This is a genomic window from Streptomyces sp. NPDC057486, from assembly GCF_042802415.1.
In the GTDB taxonomy this organism is placed as follows: Bacteria; Actinomycetota; Actinomycetes; order Streptomycetales; family Streptomycetaceae; genus Streptomyces; species Streptomyces yanii.
The window spans coordinates 18,101-42,903 of sequence record NZ_JBHVEE010000064.1; the positions used below are offsets into that span (position 1 = coordinate 18,101).

Consider the following 24,803-nt stretch of genomic DNA (forward strand, 5'->3'; position numbering starts at 1 on the left):
CACAGACATGGCTGCGGCCGACGGGGCTGAGAAGACTGGGACCTGCCCGTGAACCGGGCGGGTCCCATCAGCGAAAGACAGGTGAGATGCCATGACGGTGACGACAGCCGCGAACATCAGGGCCGGGATGTACGTGCCGGACACCAAGCTGGCGCGTGAGGCAACCGAGTTGGTCCACGAAGCCGCCGGTGAACTGATCTACCACCACTCACGGCGGGTGTATTTCTTCGGCGTGCTTCAGGGCCGCAACCGTGACCTCAGCTTCGATCCCGAGCTGCTGTACATCGCCGCGATGTTCCATGACCTGGGGCTGAGAGAGCAGTTCCGTACGAGCGGTCGCCGCTTCGAGGTCGACGGCGCTGACGAGGCACGCCGCTTCCTGCAGGCACACGAGGTGCCGGAGGACAGCGTGCGCCGGGTATGGACGGCCATCGCCCTGCACACCACCCCGGGGATCCCCGAGTTCATGGAGCCCGAGGTCGCCCTGGTGACCGCGGGCGTCGAGTACGACGTCCTGGGTATCGGCTACGCGGACATCCCCGCCGCCGAGCGTGAGGAGATCGTCGCCCTGCATCCCCGCCCCGACTTCAAGACGCGCATTCTCGGCGCATTCACGGACGGCATCCGTCACAAGCCGGAAACCACCTTCGGCAACGTCAAGGCGGACGTGCTCCAGCACTACCTGCCGGGCTTCGAACGCGGGGACTTCGTCCGCACGATCCTGGACTCGCCGTGGGCCGAGTAGAGCCCACGGCCCGGGGAGCCGGCCACAGCGCGGACCGGATCGTCGTGATCGTGGCCTTCGACCAGGTTCAGCTTCTGGACGTGAGCGGGCCCTTGGAGGTCTTCACCACGGCCAACCGCTACGGCGCCCGGTACGACGTGCGGGTCGTCTCCGCCACCGGCCTCGACGCGCTCACCTCTTGCGGACTGCGGATCGAGGCGAACGCCTCCATCGAGCAGCTCCCCCGGCACGTAGACACACTGCTTGTCCCCGGCCGCAGAGACTGGCAGCACGCCACCGCCGACGACGGCCTGATCTCACTCGTCGACGGCCTCGCCACACGGGCCCGACGGGTGACCTCGGTCTGCGCGGGCGCGTTCCTCCTGGCCCGGACCGGACTGCTCGACGGGCGGCGCGCCACGACCCACTGGGAGCTGGCGCCCGAGCTCGCCACCGCGTACCCGAAGGTACGCGTGGAGCCGGACCCGGTGTTCGTACGTGACGGCCACGTCGTCACCTCCGCCGGAGTCACCGCGGGGATCGACCTGGCCCTCGCCCTGGTCGAGGAGGACCACGGCGCAGATGTCGCGAGGGAGGTAGCCCGCCAGCTCGTCGTCTTCATGGCCCGCCCGGACGGACAGTCGCAGTTCAGCATCCGGATGACCCCGCAGCCGCCCCAACACCCGCTCGTACGCCGCGCGATGGATGAGATCACTACGGACCCGACCCTCCCGCACGGCGTCGACGCGCTCGCCGCGGGGCTCGGCGTCAGCACCCGCCACCTGGCACGCCTCTTCCGGCAGGAGACCGGCATGACGCTCGGGCGGTACGCCGACGCCGTCCGGGTGGAGGCGGCCCAGGTCCTGTTGTCCTCGGGCACCACCTCGGTCGAGGAGGTCGCGCAACAAGCTGGATTCGGGTCGTCGGAGACCATGCGTCGCGTGTTCCAGCAGACCTTCGGCGTCTCCCCCACCGTGTACCGGGCCCGCTTCCGCACCACATCCGCCCCGGCAACCGAACAGGTTGCCCTACCCCTGCCGAGCTCATGCTGACTCTGACCAGAAGCGTCTACGACGAGATCGTCGACCACGCCCTCCGCGATCACCCCATCGAGGTGTGCGGAGTAGTGCTGCGGCGCCCGCACGAAGACCACTCAACGCGTGTCGTGAGGTTTCGCAACACGGCACAGTCGCCGGTGTTGCACGAGGCACACTCGCGCGACCTCTACGAGGCGTACCGGGCCATGGCCGAACGGCAGGAAGAACTGCACGTCGTCTACCACTCCCACACAGCGAGCGGAGCGTACCCGTCGGCGATCGATGTGGAACTGGCGCAGGAGCCGACAGCACACAACCTGATCATTTCCACGGACTCTCGCACCTTCCTCGAGCTGCGTTCCTTCCTCATCACGGATGGCGTGGTGACAGAGGCGGGTGTACGCATCACGGAGAGCGATGGCGAGTAGAGAAGCCATGCGTGCCGCGCAGGTCAGGACGCGGAAGCGGGGCCGGGCGGCAGGTGGACGGTCATGATCAGGTGGCAGGCCTCGATTCCGGCGCCGCGATAGGTGTGGGCGGCGTCGCCATCGAAGGTGGCGGTCTGGCCTGCTTCGACGGGGTGCTCGGTGCCGTCGACGACGAGGACCATGCACCCGGAGGTGACGCTGACGGTTTCCACGACTCCGGCCTGGTGCGGGTGGCTCGGGTATTCCTCGCCCGGTTCCAGCCGCCAGCGCCAGACCTCGACCGGGGCCGGGCCCGAAGTCGTCAGCATGAGCCTTGCCTCACTGCCCCGCTCCCCCTTCCACAGCGGCATCACAGCGTCGGCGGTCACGACACGGACCCGGGCCTCGCTCGGGCCTTCCATCAGAGTCGAGACGGAGACACCAAGGGTGTCGGCCAGCCTGACCAGGGTGGCGAAGTTCGGGTTGCCCTGAGCCTTCTCCAAGCCGACCAGGGCGCCCTTGCTCACCTTGGCGCGCTGACCGAGCTCGTCCAGGGACAGGCCAGCACGGGTGCGAGCCGCCCTCACGTTGCGCGCGAGCGTGCGCAGGGCTGTCTCAGTCTCAGCCATCCGATCACCATCCTCACCAGTGGATCATTCCATTACACCGCTCGGTCGTTTGGTTGACAAATCGCGGTCGATACGTTGTACGGTTTAGTCGTTCCACTGAAATAGTAAGGGATGTACGTACCGTGATCGCTCTGCTGCTGGCCTTGGGCAGCTCACTCGCCTATGGATGCGCCGACTTCCTCGGCGGCCTCGGAGCCCGCAAGGCGCATGTACTGCGTACCGTGCTGATCGCGGCCCCTGCCTCGCTCGCGGTCGAGCTGGCGCTGTGGCCGTTTCTCGGTGCCTCGTTCAGCAGCGGTGCTCTCGCGTGGGGTACCGCGTCCGGTGTCGCTTCCACCGCCGCATTCGCCCCGCTCTACCGCACGCTGGCGATCGGCCCGATGAACGTGCTCTCGCCCATCACGGCCCTGGTCTCCGCAATGCTCCCGGTGAGCGTGGGGCTGCTCCAGGGTGAGCACCTGGACCTGGCCGGGCTCGTGGGCCTGCCGCTCGCACTGGCCGCGGTCGTCCTGGTCAGCGCCGGCCAAGGCGCGGGGTCGGCTCGCCCGTCGCGTACGGCGCTGCTGCTGGCCTTCGGTGCGGGCACGGCGATCGCCCTGCAGCTGATCTTTCTGCATCAGGCGCCCGCCGACAGCGGAGTCGCACCGCTGATCATGGGCCGCGCCGTCTCCTCGGCGCTCACCCTGGCAGCGGTCGGACTGATGCGCCGCAGGCTGGGCACCGAGCGGCCCGCGTACGCGATGTCGGCCACGGCGGGCGGGCTGGACGCGTTGGCGAACCTGCTCTTCCTGCTCGCCGCCCGCAGTGGCGACCTCGCCGTCGTCGCCGTCGTCACCGCTCTCTACCCTGCCAGCACTGTCCTGCTCGCCCGTGGGGTGCTCTCAGAGCGCATCCACCGCGGCCAGCTCGTCGGCCTGGGCACGGCCGCCATCGCCGTCAGCCTCCTCGCCCTCCCCTGACCTCCACCGCACTCCCCGCACCCCACCTCACAAGGAGCCCAGCATGTTCATCCAGCCCTGGGACGCCGGCCTGGACGAAGCCGAGTGGCAGGCCTGGATCGCCGACGGCCACGACTTCGGCCTCCTGAGTGTCAACGGCCTGCTCGGCGAGTCCCCCATCACGGTCCCCACCCACTTCACTAGCGACGGCAACCACCTCCTGATCCACCTCGCCCGCCCCAACCCGGTGTGGGACACCATCGAGTACGACCCGAACGTCACCTTCACGGTCATCGGCGACTACGCCTTCATCCCCGGCCCCTGGCGCGCCAAGCCCGGCACGAACCCCACCGACGGCGTTCCCACCAGCTACTACGCCGCCGTGCAGTTCACCTGTCAGGCCCGGATCGTCGACGACCCCGAGGCCAAGGCCGAGCTGTTGCGCCGCCAGATGGCCCACTTCCAGCCCGACGGGGACCACGGTCCCGTCGCCGTCGACCAGCCGCCGTACGGCCGGATGCTGTCCGGCATCCGCGGCCTGCGTCTCGAAGTGACCGACGTACGGGCCAAGTTCAAGTACGACGACCACAAGCCCGTCGAACACCGCACTGCGGTCGCCGACCACCTCACCACGCGCGGCGAGGGTCTCGACGTGTCCACCGCGCATCAGCAGCGCCGCCGCCTGGACCGCATCGGTCCTTGGAAGCCCTGAACCTCCTCCCGCAACGCAAGCACAGAACGGAAACCCCGCGCATGACTGTCTTCCGCCTCACCCCCGCCGTCACGGAGGCATTCCCCGACACCCTCATCGCCCTGGTCACGGCCACCGGCCTGCGCGGCCACGAGTCGTGGCCCGACACCGCCGCGGCCATGGACGACCTGGAGCAGCAGCTCGCCGAAGGCACCTGGCAGCCCGCCGACGAGACCGACCCGCGCATCGAGGCGTGGCACGCCGCCTACCGTTCCTTCGGCACGAACCCCCGCCGTATCCGCCCCAGCGTCGACGCGCTCGGCCGCCGCTTCGCCAAGAAGGGCACCCTGCCGCGTATCAACCCGGCCGTCGACTCCTACAACTCCGTCTCCGTCCGCCACGGCCTGCCCGCCGGCGCTTTCGACCTCGACCACGTCACCGGCGACGTAGACATCCGCTACGCGGACGGCAGCGAGGAGTTCACCCCTCTTGGTGAACCCGACGCGATCGAGAATCCCAAGCCCGGCGAGATCATCTACACCGACGCCAGCGTCGTGCTGACCCGCCATTGGAACCACCGCGATGCCCACCAGACCTGCGTCACCGAGGACTCCACCCGCGTCGCCTTCGTCCTCGAAACCCTCCACGCCACGCGCGACGGCCACCTCCTCAAGACCGCCGCCACCGAACTCCAGAACCTGCTCGCCCCGCACACCGAGCAGACCACCATCCACTACCTCAGCCCCGGACAGCCCGAGGCAACCGCCTGACCACTCCGCCGCCTCTCCTCAGGCATGCCCCTCGATGGCGCCCCCGCCCATGCTGGTCAGCTCGCGGCGGGGTGCCACCCGGACAGCCCAGATGCAGCCGGTGCCTCGTCCGGCGGCAGTGCGCCAACGACGCGGCGAGGCGAGGTCAGACCATCGGTGCCGCACAGGAACAAGTAGCAGAGAGCAATACCTCTATCCGGGATGTGTTGTGGCAGGCAGATCTGGCAGCGGCAGTGACCCTTGCAGTCGCTCACGGCGTGCGCACGGCGCGGACGACCCGGGGATGGTCCTTGGATGCCCTGGCCTCTCGCTCCGGGGTGAGCAAGGGCATGCTGGTACTCATCGAACAAAACCGCACGAACCCCAGCATCGGCACGCTGTGCCGACTCGCGGACGCGCTGGGGACGACCGTCTCAAATCTGGTCGAGACCTCCGGGACGCCGCTGGCCCGCGTGGTCCGAGCCGGGGAAGGAGTATGCCTGTGGCGCAGCGAGCACAGTCCCGGTCGAGGCGTACTGCTGGTCGGATCCGAGCCGCCGTCGTCACTTGAGATGTGGGACTGGACGATGTACGACGGCGACCATTACGAAGGCGAGCCCCACACCGCGGGCACCACGGAGACGGTGAGCGTCGTACACGGCTCCCTGGAGATCCAAGTGGCTGACGAACCTCTCGTGCTGCACGCGGGAGACTCGGCGGTCTTCGCCGCCGACCAAGCACACACCTACCAGCACACCGGCCAGGGCGAGCTGCGTTTCGTCCTGGCCTTGGCCCAGCCATAGCCTGCCCTGGCCGTCGCACCTGACCACCCCGGGTGAGCACGCCGGGGAGAAGCCGCGGTGAACGCCCTCCCCCACACCTTGACGCCCCGGGTCTGCTGTACGCGGTGGTGGGCGCAGCTGTCCCGTACGAACCGGTCCGCCTGATCGGCGCGTTCATCCCCACCGTGCCCCTGCTCCTGGCCGCCGGCGCGCTCGCCCGCACCAACGAGGTCAGCCTGCTTCTCGTCATCGCCGTCGCCGCCGGAACCCTCGCAGCGGGTGACTTCCTCGCCCACCGCTCCGGTCGCCTCCTGGGCCACCGGCTGCGCACTGGCCGAGTCGGCCGCCGCGTTCCGGCCGCCGCCTGGAATCGGACCGAGCCGCTGATGACGCGTCACGGCGGTCGCGTCGTGTTCCTCACCCGATTCCTGCCGGTGTCTGCGCCCTCGTGCCGCAGTTCGCGGTGCCATGCGTCTCCCCTGCCGCCGTATCGCTCCCTTTCTGTGGGCTGCCCTCAAGGTCGACCGCGGGTACGCCGCCGCGACGTCCCTCCAGCACGCCCTCGCCGCCCCGAACGGCGCGACTCCACAGCCGATCCGACGCGTGATTCACGCTTGGTAACACTTGATTCGAGCATGAAGATGCGCCATGGTGCTTGAAACAGTCGGATGAGTCACTGTTCGAACGGACGGCTCGCCGCCATCAACGCCCGGATCAGCCGAGGAACCCTGCATGCCGCACGACGCGCACCGCACGATCGACTTCTTCGCCGAGGACGCGCTCCCCGCGCCGCGGGTGACTCCGGCCGAAGCGGCGCGCGCGGCCGACTTCTTCGCCGACATGCTCGACCTGGCCCTCAGGCGACTCGGCCACGGCCCCAACCGGTGGCACCGGGCTCGGCGTCGGCGCTTCGCGACGCGGTGCCGAGGTGATTCCCGGTCCGCAGGCAGGCGACCGCGCCGAGCCACCGCCCTCGACCTCGTACACCGACGGGCAGCCCGGAAGGAACGTGGCGTGCAGCGAGACAAGGACAGCGGAGCTGGGATGCGCCAGAAGCCCCATGACGCACGGCAACGTCACCCTCCGCAGGGGAGGTGCCAAACTCATCAACCGGCGGGGTGCGCTGTGGCTCGCGCTGCTCGCTCAACACCCGTCCGTCGAGCAGGGAAAGGGCGAGGCCTTCGTCCTCCTTGCCGAACGTCACGGTCACACGCTCGGCTGCGCTTTCGTCGAGATCCACGCGGGTTACGACGACACCTGGGTGACCAGCACCTGTGTCGCCGAGCTCCACTCGCCCCCCCCACCCCGTCGGCCGGACGCGGCAAGGGCATCAGCGCACTGCTGCTCGACGAGGTGGACGCTGAACTGGCCAGGCTCGACCTCGGCGATCTCCTCGTCGCGACGTTCGCATCCGACACCGGTGACCGGTGCCCGGAGGAGCAACGGGACCGCACCAGGTCTCCACCTACCGCACCTCAGCGACCTGGTGGTCGAGGTCCCGCCCGGGACGGCCGGACACCCCTTCGCTCCGGTCCTCACCGTCCTGAGGGTCCTCGGCCCTGTCGGGTGAACAGCCCGCCGTCGGCGGCACGCCTTCCTCCGCCGCCCTGCAGATCCAATCTTGAGCCCCCTGGAGAAAAGAGAAGATGATGGACACCATCGTCGTCGGCGCGGGTATCGCCGGCATCACCGCAGCCCGGCTGCTGCAGGCCGCGGGACAACATGTGATTGTGCTCGAGGCGCGGGACCGCGTCGGTGGACGGATCTGGACCGACCGCACGGCAGGGTTCTCCGTCGACCGTGGCGCCTCGTGGATTCATGGCCTCATCGACAACCCCCTCACCGGGCTTGCCGCCGAACTCAACATGGAAACAAGCGAGTTCACGGTCGGGGGCTTCCAGGCCGGCGGGCGGCCGATCGCCGACTACGACGAATCGCGACGGCGGCTGGACGACGGCGCGACACGGCAGTGGATCACCGACGTGAACACGGCGGACGGCCTCCTCCAGGAGGTCGTCGAGGCCTCCGGTCCCGGCGAGACCTACGCCACCGTGACCGAACGCGCCCTCGCCGCGACCGGATGGGAACCCGAACGCGCCGAGCGGCTCCGCACGTTCTACCGGCACCGCACGGAGGAGCAGTGCGGCGCGGAGATCGAGCAGGTCGCCGCCCACGCCCTCGACGAGGACGCCATCGAGGGAGACGAGGTGATCTTCCCTGGTGGCTACGACGTGCTTCCCAGGGCTCTCGCGGAAGGCCTCCACGTACGTCTTGGAACGACCGTGACCGCCATCACGAGGTCGACTACCGGGGTGCGAGTCGACACGGAGGGCGAGTCCTTCGACGCCGCCCAGGTGATCGTCACGGTGCCGTTGGGCGTGCTCAAGGCGGGGACGATCGAGTTCACACCCCCTCTGCCCGAAGACATTGCGGGGCCGATCGCCCGCCTCGGAATGGGCGTGTTCAACAAGATCTTCCTTCAGTTCCCGGACCGGTTCTGGGAGGACGGCGTCTACGCGATCCGGAAGCACGGCCGAGCCGGCGTCCCCTGGCACTCCTGGTACGACGTCTCCGTGGTGAGCGGCAAGCCGATGCTGCTGACCTTCGCCGGCGGTGCCTGGGGGCAGAGTATCGAGCAGAAGACCGACGAAGAGGTGGTTGCGTCGGTGCTCGGCTCCCTCCGTGAGATCTACGGCGACTCCGTCCCCGGGCCCGTGGCGCACTGGATCACCCGCTGGGGCAGCGACCCCCTCGCCCTCGGCTCGTACTCCTACATCGCTGCAGGCTCCACGCACGACGACCACGACGCGATGGCGGGACCCGTCGACGGCGTTCTCCACTTCGCGGGGGAAGCGACCTGGGGGTACGACCCGGCCACTGTCCACGGGGCGCTCCAGTCCGGGCATCGTGCGGCCGAGCGGATCCTCGGTTCGCCGATCTCCCTGGCCGGACTCACTCGGGACGTGAACCGATTCACCAAGTGACACGACGTCTTCACCACGTGCTCGATCAGCGTTGGATCGCCGCCTCTAGCGTTCCGGAATATATTACTCCGCTTGCCAGTTGGCAGCGGAACGTCATGGATCCTTTTGGAGTGACAGTGGAACGTCGCATCGTCCTGCGGGGAGCAGTCATAGGCACCGCGGCCGCAGCCTTCGGCGGCACCCTCATGCACGGGGCCGCCTACGCGGCCCCGGCCCAGAACGGCCCCAGCCCCTACGGCCCGCTGGGCGTTGCCTGATGCGGCACTAGCTAGGGCTTGTGGTCCGGCATTGACTCGGGCAGTCCTGTGTACCAGCCCTGGACGGCCAGCCAGAATCCGGCCAGCACTATGGCAACAAGCACGACGCGGCCTGCGTAACTGGCAACGGACGACCTGATCATCCATCGCCGGGGCAGCAACCACGCTGACAATGCGGCTAGCACTCCGACGAGAACGGTCAGCGGAAGCTCCGCGTACAGCACACTCCAGTCCGGTCCAGCCTCGAATCCGGCGCGCGCCCGGAGTTCGGCATCTGCGGCCCATCCCAGCAGCCCGACGAATCCACCGGCCAGGGCTACCCCGGTACCACTCAGTACTTCAACGCGTTCCCTCATGATCATTAAAGACGCTGGCTACTCCGTGAGAGTTCCCGAAGCTGTCCAACCACACCTTCAAGTGCCCGAACGGGCACGGCTGGACAAACAGCGCCGACGGGGGCTGACACGCCGCCACATCTCATCCCCACTGGCCTTCGCCGCGGACCCGCAGCCGCATCGGCTGCTGACGGTTCCCCGTGCGGAGCGCGGGCGGTACGCGCTCGCGGTCGAGGCGGCATAGACGCTTCGGACATAGCTGGGCGCCTCGCCATTGCGGCGGGGCGCCCTTGCTCACGCTCAGGCGTGCAGGACGGCGGCAGTACGGCGGCCAACAAGTAGGCCGAATCACCCCTGCGCCGCCCCACGGCCGCGGTCACCGAAATGTGTCTTGACCTGCACGGACCAGGACAGGACCATACGTACTGCCTGCTTGATCCCTTCAGGACGGCATCCAACGATGGCCGTGGGGGGCATCACATGCACTGGTACAGGGCCTTCCCCCTTGAAGGTGGGCACGCGGTTATTGATCACGCGGCGAGCGTGAGTTCAGCAGTGTGGTGTCGGTGTTCGTATTCGTTGGGGCTGAGGTGGCCGTTGGCGGAGTGCCGGCGGCCGGTGTTGTAGCGGGTCAGCCAGGCGAAGACGGTCCTGCGGCAGGTATCGGAGCCGCCGTAGTCGTGGGCGCCTTGGAGGGTCTCGCGTTTCAGGGAGGCGTGGAAGCTTTCGCAGGCCGCGTTGTCGGCGCTGGTGCCGACCGCGCCCATCGACCTGGTGACCCCGAGTTGGTCGCAGAGGCCGGCCACGTCGGGGATGAGCCGGCTGTTTGAGCGATCCGCAAGCATCAGAGCCGTGTTCACCAGCCTCACCGCCGCCAGCGGCGGAGTGTGCTGTCTACTCGACACCGAGAGCGACGCCTTCCAAATATGCTGGCTGAACGGTCAGCCGATCCAAGACACGGTTCCCGGCGCCCGCTTCGCCGACTACCGTGATCTTGTTGCAGTGTGGCCCGGCCACGACCAGTGAGGAGCATCTCACCACAGACCCATGAGCTACTGGCCGAACGCGGAGGAAGCCGCCGCGTTCGAAGCATTATGAGACGTCGCCCCTGACACAAGGACCAACCCAACTGGGTTGATCCACAGGTCTTGACTATTACTCATCTGCGCTGGCGAGGTGCTGTGTGCGGATAGACAACAAGAACGCAAATGGGGGGGTGGCTGTTGAGTATCGAATCCCTAGAAGCTGCGCTACCGGGGCTGATGGCGCAGCGTCTCGAGGTTCCACGGCGCATCAACTGGCAGATGGTCTTCGACGGGTTGAGGACTGGGCTGCCAGACGACTAAATCACTTTGGCAGAGTCGTACCCTCGGCTGAAGATCGGGCAATTCCTCACTGTGACGTCGCCGGCCCCAGGAAACGAAGCGGGATTCGTCGAGGCGAAGAAAGAGGATCTCGCCGGTGCCGAGGATATGGCGCAGAAGGGAATGTTCGGCGGCTACCCTGTGTTCCCGGAATCGGGAGGGTTGCTGATGTGGGGCAGCTCGATAGACGGGGACGAGTTCCACTGGCGTACAGAAGGGCAGCCCAACGAATGGACAGTCGTTGTGGCTGGGCGGAATGACGACTGGTTCCACTACAAGGGCAGCCTCTCGAGCTATCTCGCCTGGCTGTGCTCCGGGACGGCCGTACCGCATGGGCTCCCTCCGAACTTTCCGGGACCTGAACCCGTAGTCTCCGTCGGCTAAAGGGGCTCAAAATACTGAGGGTGCCTTGAGCGCAAGGGTCCACCCGTAGTGGGTGATGGCGTCGGGGCCTGCTCCCTTCAGGGGGCGGGCCCAGACGGTGGCTTTATTCACGATTATTGATCACAAACTCATTGGGTTCTCGTCCAGGATGCAGCGGACGTGTGGGCCGCCGAAGTAGCCGCGGACGATGTGCGGCTGACGCTGACGTCTGTAGAAGAAGCGGCGTGTCTCCGCGGCGAGTTCGGCCTGATCGCGGGCTCGGTGCTCTTTGGGCAGGCTGTGTTTGAGGTCGGCGTTGACCAGCTCGTCGGGGTTGAGTTCGGGTGAGTACGGGGGTAGGAAGTGCGGCTCGACGTCGTCGGGGTGGGCGGCGAGCCAGTCACGGACCTTCCTGGAACGGTGGGCGGAGTGTCCGTCGACCACGAGATGGACCTTGTGGGCGAGTCACCCGGTCCGGCGTCCTACGGCACGCTACGAGCGGCCAACCCGACCGCGTCCCGCTACCCCCCATACACGTCGGCGGTTCACGTACTTTGTCGAGGACGTCCCGGCTCAGCGGCGAGTCGATGCTCAGGATGCTGAGCCTGAGCTCCTCCTGCTCACGCCCGTCCCTCACACGTGTGGAAGTGCCCAGGTAGATGCACTCCTCACCGAGGCGGACGAACAAATGGATCCGTTGGAGATGATCCGCGTCCCAGAACCGTGAGGCGACAGGCGCCGGGGAGCACAGCCTGAACTCCTTGTTGTTCCATACACAGCTGGTCGTCAGACTGTCTGTGGCATCCGCGACGATCACGGGCTCGGCGTGCGCGAGGACGACGAACCGATCGCGACGGGCTATGACGGGTTCGATGTCAACGCGATGGACCGGTCGTTGATCTACGGCCGGCGGAGGTGGTGCTCATCACGGGCCGGTCGGCCGAGGCTGTTCAGGCCGACCCGCGGCATGGTCACCTGGTCGCGCTGATCGACGAGGGAGAGGCCCTGTGTCTGTCGCTGACAGATTCCCTGCGTGATGCGCTCGCCGACGCCGATCGGGCTTCGCTGCACGGTATCGCCCGCGACTGGGCTGCATCGGGTGTCTTCTCCACGCCCCGGACCCGGACGGCCTCGCCGGCTTCCTCACACAGGCAGTCGACTCGGCGAGCCGGGCGGTTGAGCAAGGGCATCGCCTCTACTGCTGCTGCTGTTGCTGCTGGAACTGGCCGAAGCCGTACCCGGGGTTGTAGTAGCCGTAGCCGGGGTTGTAGTAGCCGTAGCCGTAGCAGCCATCCCACCAGCCGCAGCACTCATCCCACCAGCCGCAGCGGTCGTAGGAGTTGCTGGTCACGGAGGTCGCTCGGGCAGGAGCGGCCGTGGCCGTACCGGCCGCACCGACAGCGGCGCCACCAGCCAGCATCACACCGGCGGCTGCTACAGCGAGGGATCGCTTGATATGAGGTGCTCGCATGAGTCTTTACCTTTCCTTCCACCACCGAAGATCGAAGGTGGATGCCACAACGCATGAGAACCATGCGGTGCGGTTCGCAGAGGTCACCACGTGAAGCGGGAGCACGTCTCGCGGCAGATCGGTTCCCACCCTTCGGGAGACTTGCCGCCCCCTCTCTGACAGCCTTGGCTGAGACGCCCGCTTTGCCGGGTTAGGCTGGAAGGGCGAGACAGGAGTACACCCCGGCATGGCCAGCACCACCCCCCATAGCTCCGGATCGGATCCGGCGCCCCGCCCGAAGCGGCGAACGTTCTCCGCGGAGTACAAGCTGCGGATCGTCGCCGAGTACGACGCCGCCCCGACCGGCGAAAAGGGCGCGATCCTGCGGCGTGAGCGGCTGTACCACTCGCACGTGATCGAGTGGCGCCAGGCCCGCGACGCCGGTGCCCTGGACGCTCTGACCGACCAGCGGACCTCTCCGGCCCGGCCGAAGCAGGCGGCCGAGCAGGCCGAGCTGGAACGACTGCGCAAGAAGGTCGCGCGGCTGGAGAAGGACCTGGCCCGCCGGGACGCGGCCCTCGAGGTCATGGGAAAAGCCAACGCGCTCTTGGAACTGCTCTCCGAGAGCGCGGACTGAAGCACGCTGCCGCACCGGTGATCGATGACGCTTTCTCGGGTGTCCAGGGCCAGTTGGGGACCACGGCGGCCTGCCGGCTGACCGGACGCTCACGCGCCACCCACTACCGCCACATCCACCCGAAGCCGAAGCCCAACCTGCCCCCAAGACCCACGCCCGCCTCGGCCCTCTCACCGGCCGAGCGGGCCGACATCCTGGAGTTGCTGAACCGGCCTGAGTACGTCGACCTGCCACCCGCCCAGATCTGGGCACGTGAGCTGGACGCAGGGAACTACTGGTGCTCCGAGCGGACGATGTACCGGATCCTGTCCGCCGCGGGGCAGAACGGCGAACGCCGCCGCCAGGCCACCCATCCACCCAAGGCGATCCCCGAACTGGTCGCGACCGGGCCGTCGGAAGTGTTCACGTGGGACATCACGCGGCTGCCCGGACCGGCCAAGGGCATCTGGTTCCACGCCTACGTGATCATCGACATCTTCAGCCGCTACATCGTCGGGCACACCGTCGAACTGGCCGAAACGGCCGAACGGGCCGAGGAGTTGATCCGCGAGACCATCGAGCACAACGGCATCGTGCCCCACACCGTCCACGCGGACCGCGGCACGTCGATGACCAGCAAGAAGGTCTCCCAGCTGCTGATCGATCTCGGTGTCACCAGGAGTCATTCCCGACCCCGGGTGAGCAACGACAATCCTTTCAGCGAAAGCCAGTTCCGCACCACCAAGTACGCACCCGACTATCCAGAACGCTTCGGCTCCCTGGCGCACGCCCGGGAGTGGATGGAGGCGTTCATCGGCTACTACAACCACGAGCACCGGCACTCCGGGATCGGCCTGCACACCCCCGCATCCGTCCACTTCGGCACCGCCCAGGAGGTGAGAGACCACAGGGCCGTCGCCCTCGCCGAAGCTTACGAACGCCACCCCGAACGCTTCGCCCGTCGGCCGAAGCCACCCGAAATACCCGGCGAGGTCTGGATCAACGACCCCACCAAACGAACGCAACCCGAACTACAAACCTCATAGCGACGTAAACGTCTCATTTGACTTGACAACTACCGCCCGGGGCGTGCCCGGTTGCGACTCTCACAGCCATCACGCTAGTAGCACATGCCCCCGTCAGCATCTTGAACAGAAATCTACTGAGTCCCGCAAAACCGCAGGTCGGCGGCCGACGACCAGGCCCGATCCTGTGATGTCCGCCCTCGTGCCATCCTTTTCGACGGTGGCGCCCCGGAGGCGCACATCACCCGCATGGAGCATGGGCGGGTGATGGAGAGGCACGGCGATCGGCGAGCCAGGAGCGGGCGCGACGGTTTAGCCCCGTGAGCAGCGCGGCTGGAACTGGTCCATGCTCTCTCCCGGGCGTTGTCACGTTGTTGGGTGTGTGGGTGTCTGACTGTGCGTCGAGGTGTGGTGGGGCCGGGTGCCGGCCTGGGCTCAGGCCGCAGTAAGTCGGCCGGTGACGCCGGTGATCTGCTCCCAGGTGGTTACTGAGGTTTTCTCGACGAAATGATCTTTGTGAAGCCACGTGACCGCAGGGAGCGGGGACCGAACAACCTGCGAGGACGGGAGCTCAGGGCCAACGCGACGCGATCGGCTAGCGTTGGCGCATGCATACGGAGACATCTCAACCGTCGCTGCCCGAACATGAGCTGGTTGCTACCAGCACCACCGTTGTCTACACGAACCGCTGGATGAGCGTCCGCGAGGACAAGACCCTGCGGCATGACGGTGCCGAGGGCATCTACGGTCTGGTGGAGAAGCCCGACTTCGCTCTTGTCATCCCGTACGCCGACGGCGGTTTCCATCTTGTCGAGCAGTACCGGTATACGGTCAAGGGTCGCTACTGGGAGTTCCCGCAAGGCTCCTGGGAGGACAAGCCGGACGCAGACCCACTCGCCCTCGCACGCGGTGAACTTGCCGAGGAGACCGGGCTGACCGCTGGCGCCATGACGCCACTGGGCCACCTGTTCGGGGCATACGGCTACTGCAACCAGGGCTTCCACGTTCTTCTCGCAACGGACCTCACCGCCGGCGAAACCAACCTCGACGAGACAGAGGCGGGCCTGATCAGCCGCTGGTTCTCCGAAACGGAGGTATGGCAGCTCATCGCCCAGGGCCGGTTCAAGGACGCGTCCTCCATCGCCGCCCTGGCCCTCTTCCAGCGCCATCGCGCAGAACTTGGTGAATAACTGACGTCATGGCCATGCTGGGCGAACCGGCAGGGCCCCGGCGGATCGAGCCACGCGGCCGCGGCGGTTGGCAGACGTAAAGCCCCTGGTAGGACAGGTCTCACCACAAGATCATGTCCGTAACCACCAGAGGCTTCACGTTGGTCACCTATGCTGCCACGCTCGACGTCCCGCGCCACGTCGTGGATCACCTGTCCCACCTGCTGGCCGCGCACCGACGGCGCATCGGCACTCCGCGCGGCAGCCGGGTGCTCGGCCCGTTCCGCCAGGCCGTGCTGGTCCTGCGCTGGTTCCGCGAGCGCGGCTGCGTGCACTGCCTGGCCCGCGATGCCGGCGTCTCCCAGGCCACCTGCTACCGCTGCCGCCACGAAGGCATCGACGTCCTCGCCGACCAGGCCCCCGACCTTCACGAGGTCCTGGACCGCTGCCGACGCGACGACATGACCCACATGATCCTCGACGGCACCCTGATCGAATCCGACCGACTCGCCGGCGTCCGCGACAACGGCAACGACCTGTGGTTCAGCCAGAGACACAAGACATTCGGCGGCAACGTCCAGTTCCTGTCAGCCCCGGACGGCACCCCGCTGTGGGTCTCCGACGCCGAACCCGGCTCCACCCCCGACATCACCGCCGCCCGCATCCATGCCCTACCCGCCCTGTACAAAGCCGCAGCCGACGGCCTGCCCACCCAGGCCGACAAGGGCTACATCGGCGCCGGAATCGGCGTCCTCGTCCCCATCCGACGGCCGAAGGGCCGGTCCGAGCGGGCCTTGCACGCCGACACGCAAACCACGAACAGCCTGATCAGAGGCATCCGTGCACTCGGAGAACGCGCCGCCGAGCTCAAGCAGCGCTGGCGCACCCTGCAGTACATCACTATCAGCCCAAGCAGGATGGGCGACATCGCCCGCGCCGCCCTCGTCCTCAACGGAATTTGGAAATGACCACCGTTGAGAAAACGTCACTGACTTCGGCGTATTAGGGTCCGTCCGGTCTGTCGAGAGCGAGGCCCGTCCCGGCGAGGAATCCGCCGAGGATGCCGTGCCGGTACTGCAGCGCCTTGAGCCGCCTGCGGAGCAGAGTCTCCAGCTCGCTGAGGGTGCGGGCGGCCAGGTTGGCCAGGCTCCGTTTGATGTGCCCCATAGGCCCTCGACCGGGTTACGTAAGCGGATGGTCATTTCGGCTCGGTGTTCGGATGCGGTCATCAGGTAGCGTCGGGGGCCGGAAGTGGAGTGAGATGCCGCTGAACGCGGACAGGAACCGCTGGGCCCCGCCCACGCTGCGGAAGCCCTTCATGGCCCGTTCGCGTTGCCTCGTCGGCTGGTGGCTGTTCTCGGCCCGGTTGTTCAATCCCCTATGGGAGCGGTGCTCCACCGAGGGCATGACCTCGCGGTGAGCGGCGTCGCAGGAACGCAGCTTGTCGGTGACGACCACTCGCGGCACCCCGCCCGTCGTCGTCATCAGCCTGCGGAAGAAGCGCCTGGCCGCAGCCGTGTCCGCCGGTCCTGCACGAGGATGTCCAGGACATTGCCGTCCTGGTCGACAGCCCGCCACAGATACTTCTGCTGGTGAAGCCCAGCAGAGCCTGCGCCACGGCAAGGGTGACCAGCTCGGAATCCGTCAGCTGCGGCGGTCGGCCAAGCCATCGGGTACCTCCGATCTCGTCGTCGATCTTCACGTACAGTGCGGTCAGCAGGGCGTCCAGGTTGTTCGTCAACGCCGTTGCGTTTACGTCCGTGAGCGGGTCGAGAGTCCGTGTTCGAAGAACGCGACGGTGCTGTGGACGGTGTAGTTCTGGCTGGTCGTGGGGTGTTCTCCGGCGTTCGGTCCGTACTTGCTGGTGGGGTTCTTGCGGGTGCGGGCCTTGACGCGGTGCCGGTGGCGGGCGGGGTGCAGGGCGTCGAGGACGGCTCGGCCGATGGTGCCGACGAGCTCGGCGGGTCCCGCCGGGGGCAGGATCCCGGTCGCGGTGGTGACGGTGTCGGCGGCGGTGGTCTGCAGGACGGTGAAGCTGATGCGGTCCATGTCCAGGCCGGGCTGGGTGCAGGCGGTGTCGGCGGCGGCGCGGATGAGGGCCTGGTAGGTAGTGAGTAGGGCGTATACCTCCTGGTCGAGGCCGGTCAGGCTGCGGGAGCGCAGGACACGGCCATCCAGCATGGTCGCCTTGATCGAGAAATACGTCGTCTCCGACTGCCACCGCTCGTGGTAGAGATCCACGAGCCCGGCGGCTGGGTGGGCGGCCGGGTCGAGGAGGCTGGTGAGCAGGCGCCACTGCTCGGTGCGGACGGTGCCGTCGGCCAGGGTTGCGGTGACGGACGCCTCGATGACGCGGACGGTCAGCAGGACAGGCAGGACGCCGTAGCCGATCCGGGCCAGGGAGGAGCCGTCACCCAGGTGCCGGAAGGGCGTGGGTATCCGGCGGGCGGAGGAGCGCACCAGAAACTGGGCGCCGGTGGCCTGGACGTCGCGGGCGAAGGTGTTCGCGTGGAAGCCGGCGTCGGCCAGCAGGAGCATCGTGCGGTCCAGGGCGCCCAACAGGCAGCCAGCGTAGGTGAGTTCGCCGTCGGTCTCGGGGCCGAATGCGGCGGCGATCACGGCACGGGTGCCACACTCGACCAGGACCACGAGTCGCAGCAGCGGGTAGCCGAACTCCACGCTCTCGCCCACTCGCTTGGGATAGCGCCAGGTGAGCGCCTCCTCGTCGGGCACGTGCAGCAAGGTCCCGTCCACGGCCACGGTCCGAAGCCCTCGGTAGAACGAACCGGGCTGCCCGAGGTTGGCGACGGGCCCGGCGAGGATCTCGAACAGCCGCCGCAGCGGTGCTGCCCCGACCCGCCGTCGGGCCCTGGACAGCGAGGAGACCGCCGGACGTATCAGCGGCAGTCCCTCCAGCCCCGCCGTCAACTTGCCCCACACGCCTCGATAGGAGCAGTCCTCGAACAGGGCCAGCGCGAGGACAAAGAAGACCACGACCCGGGACGGCAGCAGCCGCAGCCGCTTCTCACGTGACCCGGTCTCCTCGATCACCGCGTCCACCAGTACGAAGTCCACGACCTGGGTCAACTCACCCAAGTGGCCGGGTGCGTACACACCCCCGGCCGCCTCGACCGTGCGCATGATGACAGACTTCTCCTGCAACGGGACTCCCGATGATCTTCTTGCTCGACACAAGCTGATCTATCAGGACGTCCCGTTGCGTCATTCACCAGGGCTTGACCTGCGACTCAAGACTCAAACGCAACGGTGTTGGGTTGTTCGTCACACAACGATCTTGGACGCCCTGTCTGCGTTCCCGGACACGCCGTCAGCATTCGAAATGACTCGTCCAGACCCGTGGCCGCGGTCGTACCACCGTCAAGGGACCACCCTGTGGCCGGAATTGGTGGTCTTGCCGGATCTCTCCAGAGTGTTTCACCATCTGTATTCAGAAGGGAACGTTGAACACGGGGGTGGGCAATGTCCTCGGGGACGAGCGGTAGTTACTGGGCCGACAAAGCGTTGCCCAGCGTGTTCAAGCACGAGCTCCTCAAGGGCTATCTCGCACAGTTCGGAGGGATGACCGGCTCGCGCGCACGCGACAAGCGGGTGGTCTATCTCGACGGTTACGCGGGCGAGGGCCGCTACGAGAACGGTGAGCCGGCCTCGGCCGAGATAGCTCTGCAGATCGCAGCGCATCATCGCGCCCACGGGCTGACGATGGAGTGCTTCTTCGCCGAGTCGGACGTCAAGTCGTATGCCCGGCTGCTCGATGTCGTGCAGCAGTACAGCGCCCGTGGGGTGCTCGCTCGCCACTACCAGGGGGAGATAGGCGATGCCCTCGACAGTCTCGTGCGCCGGGCCGAGCGCGCACCGCTCTTCCTCTTCCTCGACCCGTGCGGTCTCACCCTGCCGCTGGTGCGTCTGGTCGACGTCCTCGCCCGGCAGCGCCCTCGCCATCAGAAGTGGCCGCCGACCGAGCTCCTGATGAACTTCAGCATGATGGCGGTCTGGCGCCTTGGCGGGCATGTCCGCTCCGCGAAGGGCAACTCGAAGTCTCTGCAGCGTTTCGACGACGTGTGCGGCGGCTCCTGGTGGCGCACGTATTTCGCCGATGCCGCTGCCACCCCGCACAAGGAAGCTGTCGCGCAGGACGCCATCGATGCCGTGGCCGCCGAGTACGCGCGCCGCCTGGAGGGGCGCACCGGCATGCTGGTGCAGTCCGTGCCAGTCGCTCACTCGCCGCGCAAACGCGCGGTCTACCGGCTCGTGTTCGCAACGCGCAGCCAGTACGGGCTGTGGGTCTTCGGCGACAATGTCGCCCGGGCCCGGGACGCGTGGTGGACAACCCTGGACGCGCAGGAGGAGGAGAGCACCGGGCAGATGTCCCTCGTCCCCCACCGGCCCGACCCTGCCGAGGTCACGGCCCGGGCCGTACCTGAGATCGCTGCCAACCTCGAGAAGCTGCTCGCACGCACGCGCCGGCCTGTCCGGCTGGTCGATCACACCCTGGAAGTCTTCGGCAACTACTACGGCCAGGTCCCTGAAGCAGCGGCTCGCACCGCGGTCCAGTTCCTTCACGAGCGGGGAAAGACCGGACCCAATGGCGTCGGCAGCCGTCGGGTACGCGAGATCACGGTCAGCCCCGCCGCAGCCTGATCTTCCGCAGGAAGTCCGGACGGGCTCAGACCCCGCTCACGACTCCCGGGTAGTCGCGCACCTGCAGCTCGAGGGGGAACTGTCCGATGTCCTTGTGGGACTTGCTCCAGCGCGAGCCGAGCTGCTTGACGAAGGCCGCCGTGCCTGCGAGCCGTGCCTCCTCGACGATGGCCTCGGCCCAGACCATGTTCATGGGACGCGCGCCGGCTCCCGACTCGCCCCCGACGATCACCCAGTCGATGTTCTTGAGGTCCAGGCCGGTCAGAGGCCCGAGCAGCGGCTCGCAGGACAAGAACTTCACCGCTGCCGGCACCTGCCGCAGATCGTCGACGCGCGGCAGTTCCTTCGCACTCTCCACCGAGACGCCCATCCACAGGTTCGCCGGCCAGTCCAGCCGGTCGGCGACCTGCCGCAGCCGCCGGGCCCGCTTGGTCAGCACCTGATAGGTGTGCTGCGGCGTATTGGCGATCACGTCGAAGACGCGGCGCACGTAGTCGAGCGGCACCCGGGCATGGAACAGGTCGCTCATCGAGTTCACGAACACGGTGCGCGGGCTCTTCCACGCGTACGGCACCGCGAGCGCGTCGGGATGCACGCTGAGCCCGAACCCCGGCCCGGACGTCCGCGGGTCGCCGTCCGCCTGGTACTTGGGCGAGCCCATCGCCTTCAGACGCCTCGCCAGAGTCAGCGCATAGCAGTTGTCACACCCACTGGAGACGCGGTCACATCCTGTCGTCGGGTTCCATGTCGCTTCAGTCCACTCGATCGCGCTGCGCTCACCCACTGGCGGACCCTCCGTCCCCTCAACCCAGCCCCGCCACGACCACACGAACACGGGACGCCGACAGTCCAACGAGCCGTAGCCCCACCGGACATCGGCATTCAACCATCCCCGGCGTCCAGAACGCCTCCCAATCGGATGTCCCCCTGGGAGCCGTCTACGATGCCGAACCCGCGCCTCGCACAGTCGACGACATCATCGCCGACCCCGACCGGCAAGACGCCGACCATGGCGCGGTGCCCGAGCGCCGCCAGGGGCCGAAGGCCCGGTCGAAGTGGTTGTGCGGCTCGGTGACCGACACCGCCGCGCAGGTGGTGTGCGCCGTGTTCAACCGGGCAGAGCACCGCGACCCCGGACACCGCCGTCCCTGGGTCGTCTTGGTCGAAGGTGCCCGCCATCAAATCGACCTCATCAAGGCCGAAGCACGGCAGCGCGGCGTGGACGTCCACATCATCGTCGACCTCATCCACGTGCTCGAATATCTGTGGCGAGCAGCATGGTGCCTGCACGACAGCGGCGATGCCTCCGCCGGGAGCTGGGTCGCCCGTCACGCCCGCGTCCTGCTGGGCGGCTGCGTGCAGCAGACCGCCGCCGCACTCGAGGAAGCCGCCCTCGCCGCCGGAATGCATGGCGCCCAGCGCAAGGGCATCGACGAGGCCGTGAATGAACTACCTGTCCGGCAAGGCCGAGCACCTGCGCTACGACACCGCCCTTGAACGTGGCTGGCCGATCGCCACCGGGATCATCGAGGGAGCATGCCGGCACCTGGTCAAAGGCCGCCTGGACATCACCGGCGCCCGCTGGGGCCTCTCGGGTGCCGCCTGATCGACTGCACCCTCATTGGATCTGCACCCATCCGGGATTATGGCCGACGAGATCCGCAGCCTCGACGGTGACCGAGTCATCGCGATCTTCATGGGTTGCCGTCGGCCTGAGGGCCGGTTTGCATCCGGCCTGGGCACGTCGTCGCTTCCACGAGATCCGCTCACCCGAAGTACGTCGTGGTCTTGCTGACCCATTGGGACAGTGTGATCTGCATGGGCAGGGCCGCCCGGTCCGGGCTGCGGCGACGGGGCGAGGCGTGGCTGCATTCGGCCCGGGTGACCGCGCACATCCGCCGATTTTGGCCTCTGCCGCAGGCCAGGGCGTCGCGGAGAAGGGACAGATGTGCCGCGACGGCTGCGAGGCAGTCATGCTCGTCCCGGCATGTGTCGCAGGTTGCCAGGTGAGACCCCACCGCGCTCGCCTCATCGGGTGCGAGAGTCTTGAGCGCGTATCCTGCCAGCAGTTCACAGAACCTGCGGCATTCCTCGACGGCTGCCTCGTCGCCGTACTCCGTGGTCAGGCAGTGGGCTCCGATCATGGCGAAACCTCCGTTCATAGTCTCACCATCTCCCAGGAACGGCCCCCCGCGCGTCGTCCCCGCGCAGCGATTTACGGCTACCACGGCCGCAGTATCCACCGCGCCGGCCTACGGCCGGGGCGGAACACGGAACACCGTGCCGACGATATCTTCGCCCGACTCAAACAGATCACGCACGTCTGGCAGATCGCCTTCCACCGGCTCCGATCGGCGGTGAGGCATGCTTCACCGAGCCCGGCGGCGTCGGCGGGGCGGAGACTGGAGCCCCGCCGAGCCGGGCGGGCCTCTGGTGTCAGCGGCCGTGTTGTTGAGGCCGGATGAGGAGCAGGGCGATGTCGTCGTTCCGGGGGGCGGACCGTTGAGCGTGGTGGATGAGGGTGTCGGCGAGGGCGTCCAGGGTCTGGCCCTGGGCCTGTGCGAGCTGGGCGGCGAGGTCGGCGGTGGCGTCCTCGATGTCGATGCCGGGGGTTTCGACGAGTCCATCGGTGTACAGGGCAAGCACTGCCCCGGGCGGTAGGGGGACGTCGGTCTCCGGGTAGTCGGCCGCGGGGTCAATGCCGAGCAGGAGCCCGGGCGTCAGCGGAAGGATCTCAGTGTGTAGGTCGGGGTGGCGCAGGAGTGGGGGCGGGTGGCCGGCGGTGGCCAGGCAGGCGCGGTGGCGTGCCAGGTCGAGCTGGACGTAGAGGCAGCTGGTGAACAGGCCGGGGTCGAGGTCGGTGAGCAGGCGGTTGATGCGGGCGAGGACTTGGCCGGGCGATGCGCCGGCGGTGGCGTGGACTGCGGTGCGGACCTGCCCCATGAGGGCGGCGGCGTTCACGTTGTGGCCTTGGACGTCGCCGATTGCTGCGGCGGCAAGGTCGGTGTCGAGATGAATGAGGTCGTAGAAGTCGCCGCCGACGTCGATGCCGTGAGCGGTGGGGAGGTAGCGGGTGGCCACGTCCAAGCCGGGGACGCGGGGCAGTGCCTGGGGCAGCAGGCTGGCTTGCAAGCTGTGGGCGAGAGCTTGATTGGCGTCGTAGAGGCGGGCGCGGTCCAGGGCCTGGGCGATCAGCCCGGCGGTCGAGGTGAGGACAGCTCGTTCCTCGGGCGTGAAGGGATGCGGCCGGTCGTACGCGAGGACCAGCGAGCCGACGGGGCGGCCGGAGGTGATCAGGGGCAGGAAGGCCCAGGCGGCCTTGCCGTCCTGCAGGACGGCGGGGGGATATGCGCGCTTGAGATCCGCAAAGGTGGCGTAGAAGCTGGGGACACCGCTGGTCAGGACACGCACGGCAGGAGTGTCCGAGGCCAGGGGGGCGCCGTCGAAGCGGCCCATGAGTTCGGCGGGGTAGCCGCGGTATCCGATGATCCGCAGCCGGCCCTCCTCGGCGATCATCAGGGCGAGGGCTTGGGCCTCGAAGGCGGTCGGGACCAGGTCATCGATCCGGGCGATCACGTCCATGACCCCGACGGCCTCGGTCAGCGTGGCGGCAAGGTGCATCAGGAGGTGGTGGGCGGTCGACCGACCCGGTGCGGCCGGCGGTGCCGGGTGCAGAACCTCTGACGTCTCCGAGGCAGGGGACGGGGAGGCCGGGGTGATGCGGACGCTGATGCCGCAGACGTTCGGGTACAGGTGGAAGGCCAGCCACCGGTCCGGTGGGCGCAGGACGGTGAAGGAGGTGGCCTCCTGGCTGAGCACCGCGGCCCGGTAGCGGTCTTCGACGACTGGGTCGTCCAGCCACGGCAGGACCTGCCGGGGCAGGACGCCCAGCAGGTCGACGGCGCTGGCACCGAGGAGGTCGGCGGCGGTGGTTGTGATGAAGGTGATCCGGCCGTCAAGGTCCAAGGTGCAGCATCCTCCGGGCAGGCGCTCGGCGAAGTCCGCCGCTGCCGCCTCCTGGGTCGGCCCGCGAGCGCGGGCACGCAGGGGGGCCAGGACCTGCGGCTCGGACCCGGGCAGCATCGGGTGGCCGCTGTCGGCGGCCTGCCGCAGGAGAAGGCCCAGGCGGCGGCAGGAGGTACGGACCGCATTGCGTTCGTGTCGGGTCATCGGCGATGGATGCGAGCTGGGCCACCGCACCACCAGGGCACCCCAGACGGTGGTGCCGGTGGTGATCGGGGCAGCGGCCGCCGAGAAGGGGTAGGGCAGCGCGAGCGCCATCTGCGGGTAGTACCGCGCCATCTCTTCCTGGCCGCCTATCCACACCAGACGCCGCTCGCGCACAGCGTCGGTCGCCGGGGTGCGGGCCGCCAGCGGCACCTGCGTCCAGTGCGCGGCGATCTGCCGGGGAACCCCCCTCAGCACCGCCAGCCGCAGCACCCGCTCGCCCGGCGGCAGCAGGTACACCAGCCCCCCGGAAGCGTCTGTCTCCCGCATGAACTGGTCCAAAGCGGCGCAGAGTAGATGCGTGCCCGAGCCTGTGCCAGTGCCAAAGCCGGCAAGGTCCCTCATACTCTCACCCCCCCGAGCGGCACCAGGCAGGGATCCCTCCAGGCGCCTGAAG

At 67.9% G+C, this 24,803-nt stretch carries 25 protein-coding genes and 4 pseudogenes; 18 read left to right on the forward strand and 11 right to left on the reverse strand.

Features of this window, described 5'->3' with window-relative positions:
* The first annotated feature begins 91 nt into the window (after nucleotides 1–91).
* The 3 genes from ACFU6I_RS26910 to ACFU6I_RS26920 are packed head-to-tail and all read left to right on the forward strand — an operon-like array spanning nucleotide 92 to nucleotide 2,189.
* Nucleotides 92–745, forward strand: coding sequence for an HD domain-containing protein (locus tag ACFU6I_RS26910; RefSeq protein WP_384371351.1), 654 nt, complete (start codon nucleotides 92–94; stop codon nucleotides 743–745).
* On the forward strand, nucleotides 733–1,776 hold the full coding sequence (locus ACFU6I_RS26915; protein ID WP_384371352.1) for a GlxA family transcriptional regulator: 1,044 nt from the start codon (nucleotides 733–735) through the stop codon (nucleotides 1,774–1,776). The genes ACFU6I_RS26910 and ACFU6I_RS26915 overlap by 13 nt, the downstream gene beginning before the upstream one ends.
* A complete protein-coding gene (locus tag ACFU6I_RS26920) occupies nucleotides 1,770–2,189 on the forward strand; it encodes a Mov34/MPN/PAD-1 family protein (protein ID WP_384371353.1) in 420 nt (139 codons plus the stop codon). The genes ACFU6I_RS26915 and ACFU6I_RS26920 overlap by 7 nt, the downstream gene beginning before the upstream one ends.
* A gap of 23 nt (nucleotides 2,190–2,212) precedes the next feature.
* On the opposite strand, the gene ACFU6I_RS26925 is transcribed toward ACFU6I_RS26920, so the two are convergent.
* Nucleotides 2,213–2,797, reverse strand: coding sequence for a helix-turn-helix domain-containing protein (locus tag ACFU6I_RS26925; RefSeq protein WP_384371355.1), 585 nt, complete (start codon nucleotides 2,795–2,797; stop codon nucleotides 2,213–2,215).
* A gap of 122 nt (nucleotides 2,798–2,919) precedes the next feature.
* On the opposite strand from ACFU6I_RS26925, the gene ACFU6I_RS26930 reads away from it, so the two are divergent.
* From ACFU6I_RS26930 to ACFU6I_RS26960, 7 genes and pseudogenes are all read left to right on the forward strand, one after another.
* The gene (locus ACFU6I_RS26930; protein WP_384371357.1) at nucleotides 2,920–3,756 is read left to right on the forward strand and encodes an EamA family transporter; all 837 of its coding nucleotides are present in this window, start codon (nucleotides 2,920–2,922) and stop codon (nucleotides 3,754–3,756) included.
* Nucleotides 3,757–3,799: 43 nt separating this feature from the next.
* Nucleotides 3,800–4,447, forward strand: coding sequence for an FMN-binding negative transcriptional regulator (locus ACFU6I_RS26935; RefSeq protein WP_384371359.1), 648 nt, complete (start codon nucleotides 3,800–3,802; stop codon nucleotides 4,445–4,447).
* Between the two features lie 41 nt (nucleotides 4,448–4,488).
* Nucleotides 4,489–5,196 carry a B3/4 domain-containing protein gene (locus tag ACFU6I_RS26940; protein ID WP_384371361.1) on the forward strand — a complete coding sequence of 236 codons (708 nt, stop codon included), beginning with the start codon at nucleotides 4,489–4,491 and terminating at the stop codon, nucleotides 5,194–5,196.
* Nucleotides 5,197–5,453: 257 nt separating this feature from the next.
* Entirely contained in the window at nucleotides 5,454–5,978 is a 525-nt protein-coding gene (locus ACFU6I_RS26945; RefSeq protein WP_384371363.1) for a helix-turn-helix domain-containing protein, read from the forward strand.
* Between the two features lie 1,039 nt (nucleotides 5,979–7,017).
* On the forward strand, nucleotides 7,018–7,527 hold the full coding sequence (locus ACFU6I_RS26950) for a hypothetical protein (protein WP_384371365.1): 510 nt from the start codon (nucleotides 7,018–7,020) through the stop codon (nucleotides 7,525–7,527).
* 76 nt (nucleotides 7,528–7,603) lie between these two features.
* Complete coding sequence (locus ACFU6I_RS26955) at nucleotides 7,604–8,941, forward strand: flavin monoamine oxidase family protein (protein ID WP_384371367.1); 1,338 nt, start codon at nucleotides 7,604–7,606, stop codon at nucleotides 8,939–8,941.
* A 116-nt stretch (nucleotides 8,942–9,057) separates the two neighbouring features.
* Nucleotides 9,058–9,195: pseudogene (locus ACFU6I_RS26960) on the forward strand (translocation protein TolB); the annotation flags it as partial.
* A gap of 14 nt (nucleotides 9,196–9,209) precedes the next feature.
* Here the strand turns inward: ACFU6I_RS26960 and ACFU6I_RS26965 are convergent.
* Both ACFU6I_RS26965 and ACFU6I_RS26970 read right to left on the reverse strand, forming a co-directional pair.
* On the reverse strand, nucleotides 9,210–9,554 hold the full coding sequence (locus ACFU6I_RS26965; RefSeq protein WP_384371369.1) for a hypothetical protein: 345 nt from the start codon (nucleotides 9,552–9,554) through the stop codon (nucleotides 9,210–9,212).
* A gap of 509 nt (nucleotides 9,555–10,063) precedes the next feature.
* Nucleotides 10,064–10,336 (reverse strand): annotated as a pseudogene (locus tag ACFU6I_RS26970) (integrase core domain-containing protein); the annotation flags it as partial.
* A gap of 49 nt (nucleotides 10,337–10,385) precedes the next feature.
* Here ACFU6I_RS26970 and ACFU6I_RS26975 point away from each other — a divergent pair.
* The gene (locus ACFU6I_RS26975) at nucleotides 10,386–10,559 is read left to right on the forward strand and encodes a hypothetical protein (protein ID WP_384371371.1); all 174 of its coding nucleotides are present in this window, start codon (nucleotides 10,386–10,388) and stop codon (nucleotides 10,557–10,559) included.
* Between the two features lie 842 nt (nucleotides 10,560–11,401).
* Here ACFU6I_RS26975 and ACFU6I_RS26980 read toward each other — a convergent pair.
* A pseudogene (locus ACFU6I_RS26980) lies at nucleotides 11,402–11,716 on the reverse strand (transposase); the annotation flags it as partial.
* A 739-nt stretch (nucleotides 11,717–12,455) separates the two neighbouring features.
* A complete protein-coding gene (locus ACFU6I_RS26985) occupies nucleotides 12,456–12,731 on the reverse strand; it encodes a hypothetical protein (protein WP_384371372.1) in 276 nt (91 codons plus the stop codon).
* Between the two features lie 226 nt (nucleotides 12,732–12,957).
* On the opposite strand from ACFU6I_RS26985, the gene ACFU6I_RS26990 reads away from it, so the two are divergent.
* The 4 genes from ACFU6I_RS26990 (at nucleotide 12,958) to ACFU6I_RS27005 (ending at nucleotide 16,488) form a co-directional block, all read left to right on the forward strand.
* Complete coding sequence (locus tag ACFU6I_RS26990; RefSeq protein WP_384371373.1) at nucleotides 12,958–13,347, forward strand: transposase; 390 nt, start codon at nucleotides 12,958–12,960, stop codon at nucleotides 13,345–13,347.
* Nucleotides 13,348–13,364: 17 nt separating this feature from the next.
* Nucleotides 13,365–14,372, forward strand: coding sequence for an IS3 family transposase (locus ACFU6I_RS26995; RefSeq protein ID WP_384371375.1), 1,008 nt, complete (start codon nucleotides 13,365–13,367; stop codon nucleotides 14,370–14,372).
* A 587-nt stretch (nucleotides 14,373–14,959) separates the two neighbouring features.
* Nucleotides 14,960–15,541, forward strand: a complete 582-nt coding sequence (locus ACFU6I_RS27000; protein WP_384371377.1) for an NUDIX domain-containing protein — start codon at nucleotides 14,960–14,962, stop codon at nucleotides 15,539–15,541.
* A 140-nt stretch (nucleotides 15,542–15,681) separates the two neighbouring features.
* The gene (locus ACFU6I_RS27005) at nucleotides 15,682–16,488 is read left to right on the forward strand and encodes a transposase family protein (protein WP_384371397.1); all 807 of its coding nucleotides are present in this window, start codon (nucleotides 15,682–15,684) and stop codon (nucleotides 16,486–16,488) included.
* Nucleotides 16,489–16,522: 34 nt separating this feature from the next.
* On the opposite strand, the gene ACFU6I_RS27010 is transcribed toward ACFU6I_RS27005, so the two are convergent.
* From ACFU6I_RS27010 to ACFU6I_RS27020, 3 genes and pseudogenes are all read right to left on the reverse strand, one after another.
* A complete protein-coding gene (locus tag ACFU6I_RS27010; RefSeq protein ID WP_384051172.1) occupies nucleotides 16,523–16,687 on the reverse strand; it encodes a hypothetical protein in 165 nt (54 codons plus the stop codon).
* A gap of 72 nt (nucleotides 16,688–16,759) precedes the next feature.
* Nucleotides 16,760–17,112: pseudogene (locus ACFU6I_RS27015) on the reverse strand (transposase); the annotation flags it as partial.
* 160 nt (nucleotides 17,113–17,272) lie between these two features.
* On the reverse strand, nucleotides 17,273–18,661 hold the full coding sequence (locus ACFU6I_RS27020) for an IS4 family transposase (protein ID WP_384371379.1): 1,389 nt from the start codon (nucleotides 18,659–18,661) through the stop codon (nucleotides 17,273–17,275).
* A gap of 390 nt (nucleotides 18,662–19,051) precedes the next feature.
* Here ACFU6I_RS27020 and tcmP point away from each other — a divergent pair, with 390 nt between their 5' ends.
* Nucleotides 19,052–20,179 (forward strand): three-Cys-motif partner protein TcmP, encoded by a 1,128-nt coding sequence (gene tcmP, locus ACFU6I_RS27025; protein WP_384371381.1) that lies wholly within the window; start codon nucleotides 19,052–19,054, stop codon nucleotides 20,177–20,179.
* A 25-nt stretch (nucleotides 20,180–20,204) separates the two neighbouring features.
* Here the strand turns inward: tcmP and ACFU6I_RS27030 are convergent, their stop codons facing one another.
* Complete coding sequence (locus ACFU6I_RS27030) at nucleotides 20,205–21,014, reverse strand: DUF5131 family protein (protein WP_384371382.1); 810 nt, start codon at nucleotides 21,012–21,014, stop codon at nucleotides 20,205–20,207.
* Between the two features lie 236 nt (nucleotides 21,015–21,250).
* Here ACFU6I_RS27030 and ACFU6I_RS27035 point away from each other — a divergent pair, with 236 nt between their 5' ends.
* On the forward strand, nucleotides 21,251–21,676 hold the full coding sequence (locus ACFU6I_RS27035) for a hypothetical protein (protein ID WP_384371383.1): 426 nt from the start codon (nucleotides 21,251–21,253) through the stop codon (nucleotides 21,674–21,676).
* Nucleotides 21,624–21,785: a hypothetical protein gene (locus tag ACFU6I_RS27040; RefSeq protein ID WP_384371385.1), complete on the forward strand. Its 162-nt coding sequence runs from the start codon at nucleotides 21,624–21,626 to the stop codon at nucleotides 21,783–21,785. The genes ACFU6I_RS27035 and ACFU6I_RS27040 overlap by 53 nt, the downstream gene beginning before the upstream one ends.
* 160 nt (nucleotides 21,786–21,945) lie before the next feature.
* Here ACFU6I_RS27040 and ACFU6I_RS27045 read toward each other — a convergent pair whose 3' ends face one another.
* Together ACFU6I_RS27045 and ACFU6I_RS27050 are read right to left on the reverse strand one after the other, a co-directional pair.
* Nucleotides 21,946–22,323: a zf-HC2 domain-containing protein gene (locus ACFU6I_RS27045; protein WP_376669695.1), complete on the reverse strand. Its 378-nt coding sequence runs from the start codon at nucleotides 22,321–22,323 to the stop codon at nucleotides 21,946–21,948.
* Nucleotides 22,324–22,615: 292 nt separating this feature from the next.
* Entirely contained in the window at nucleotides 22,616–24,751 is a 2,136-nt protein-coding gene (locus tag ACFU6I_RS27050) for a SpoIIE family protein phosphatase (RefSeq protein WP_384371387.1), read from the reverse strand.
* Nucleotides 24,752–24,803: the final 52 nt, after the last annotated feature.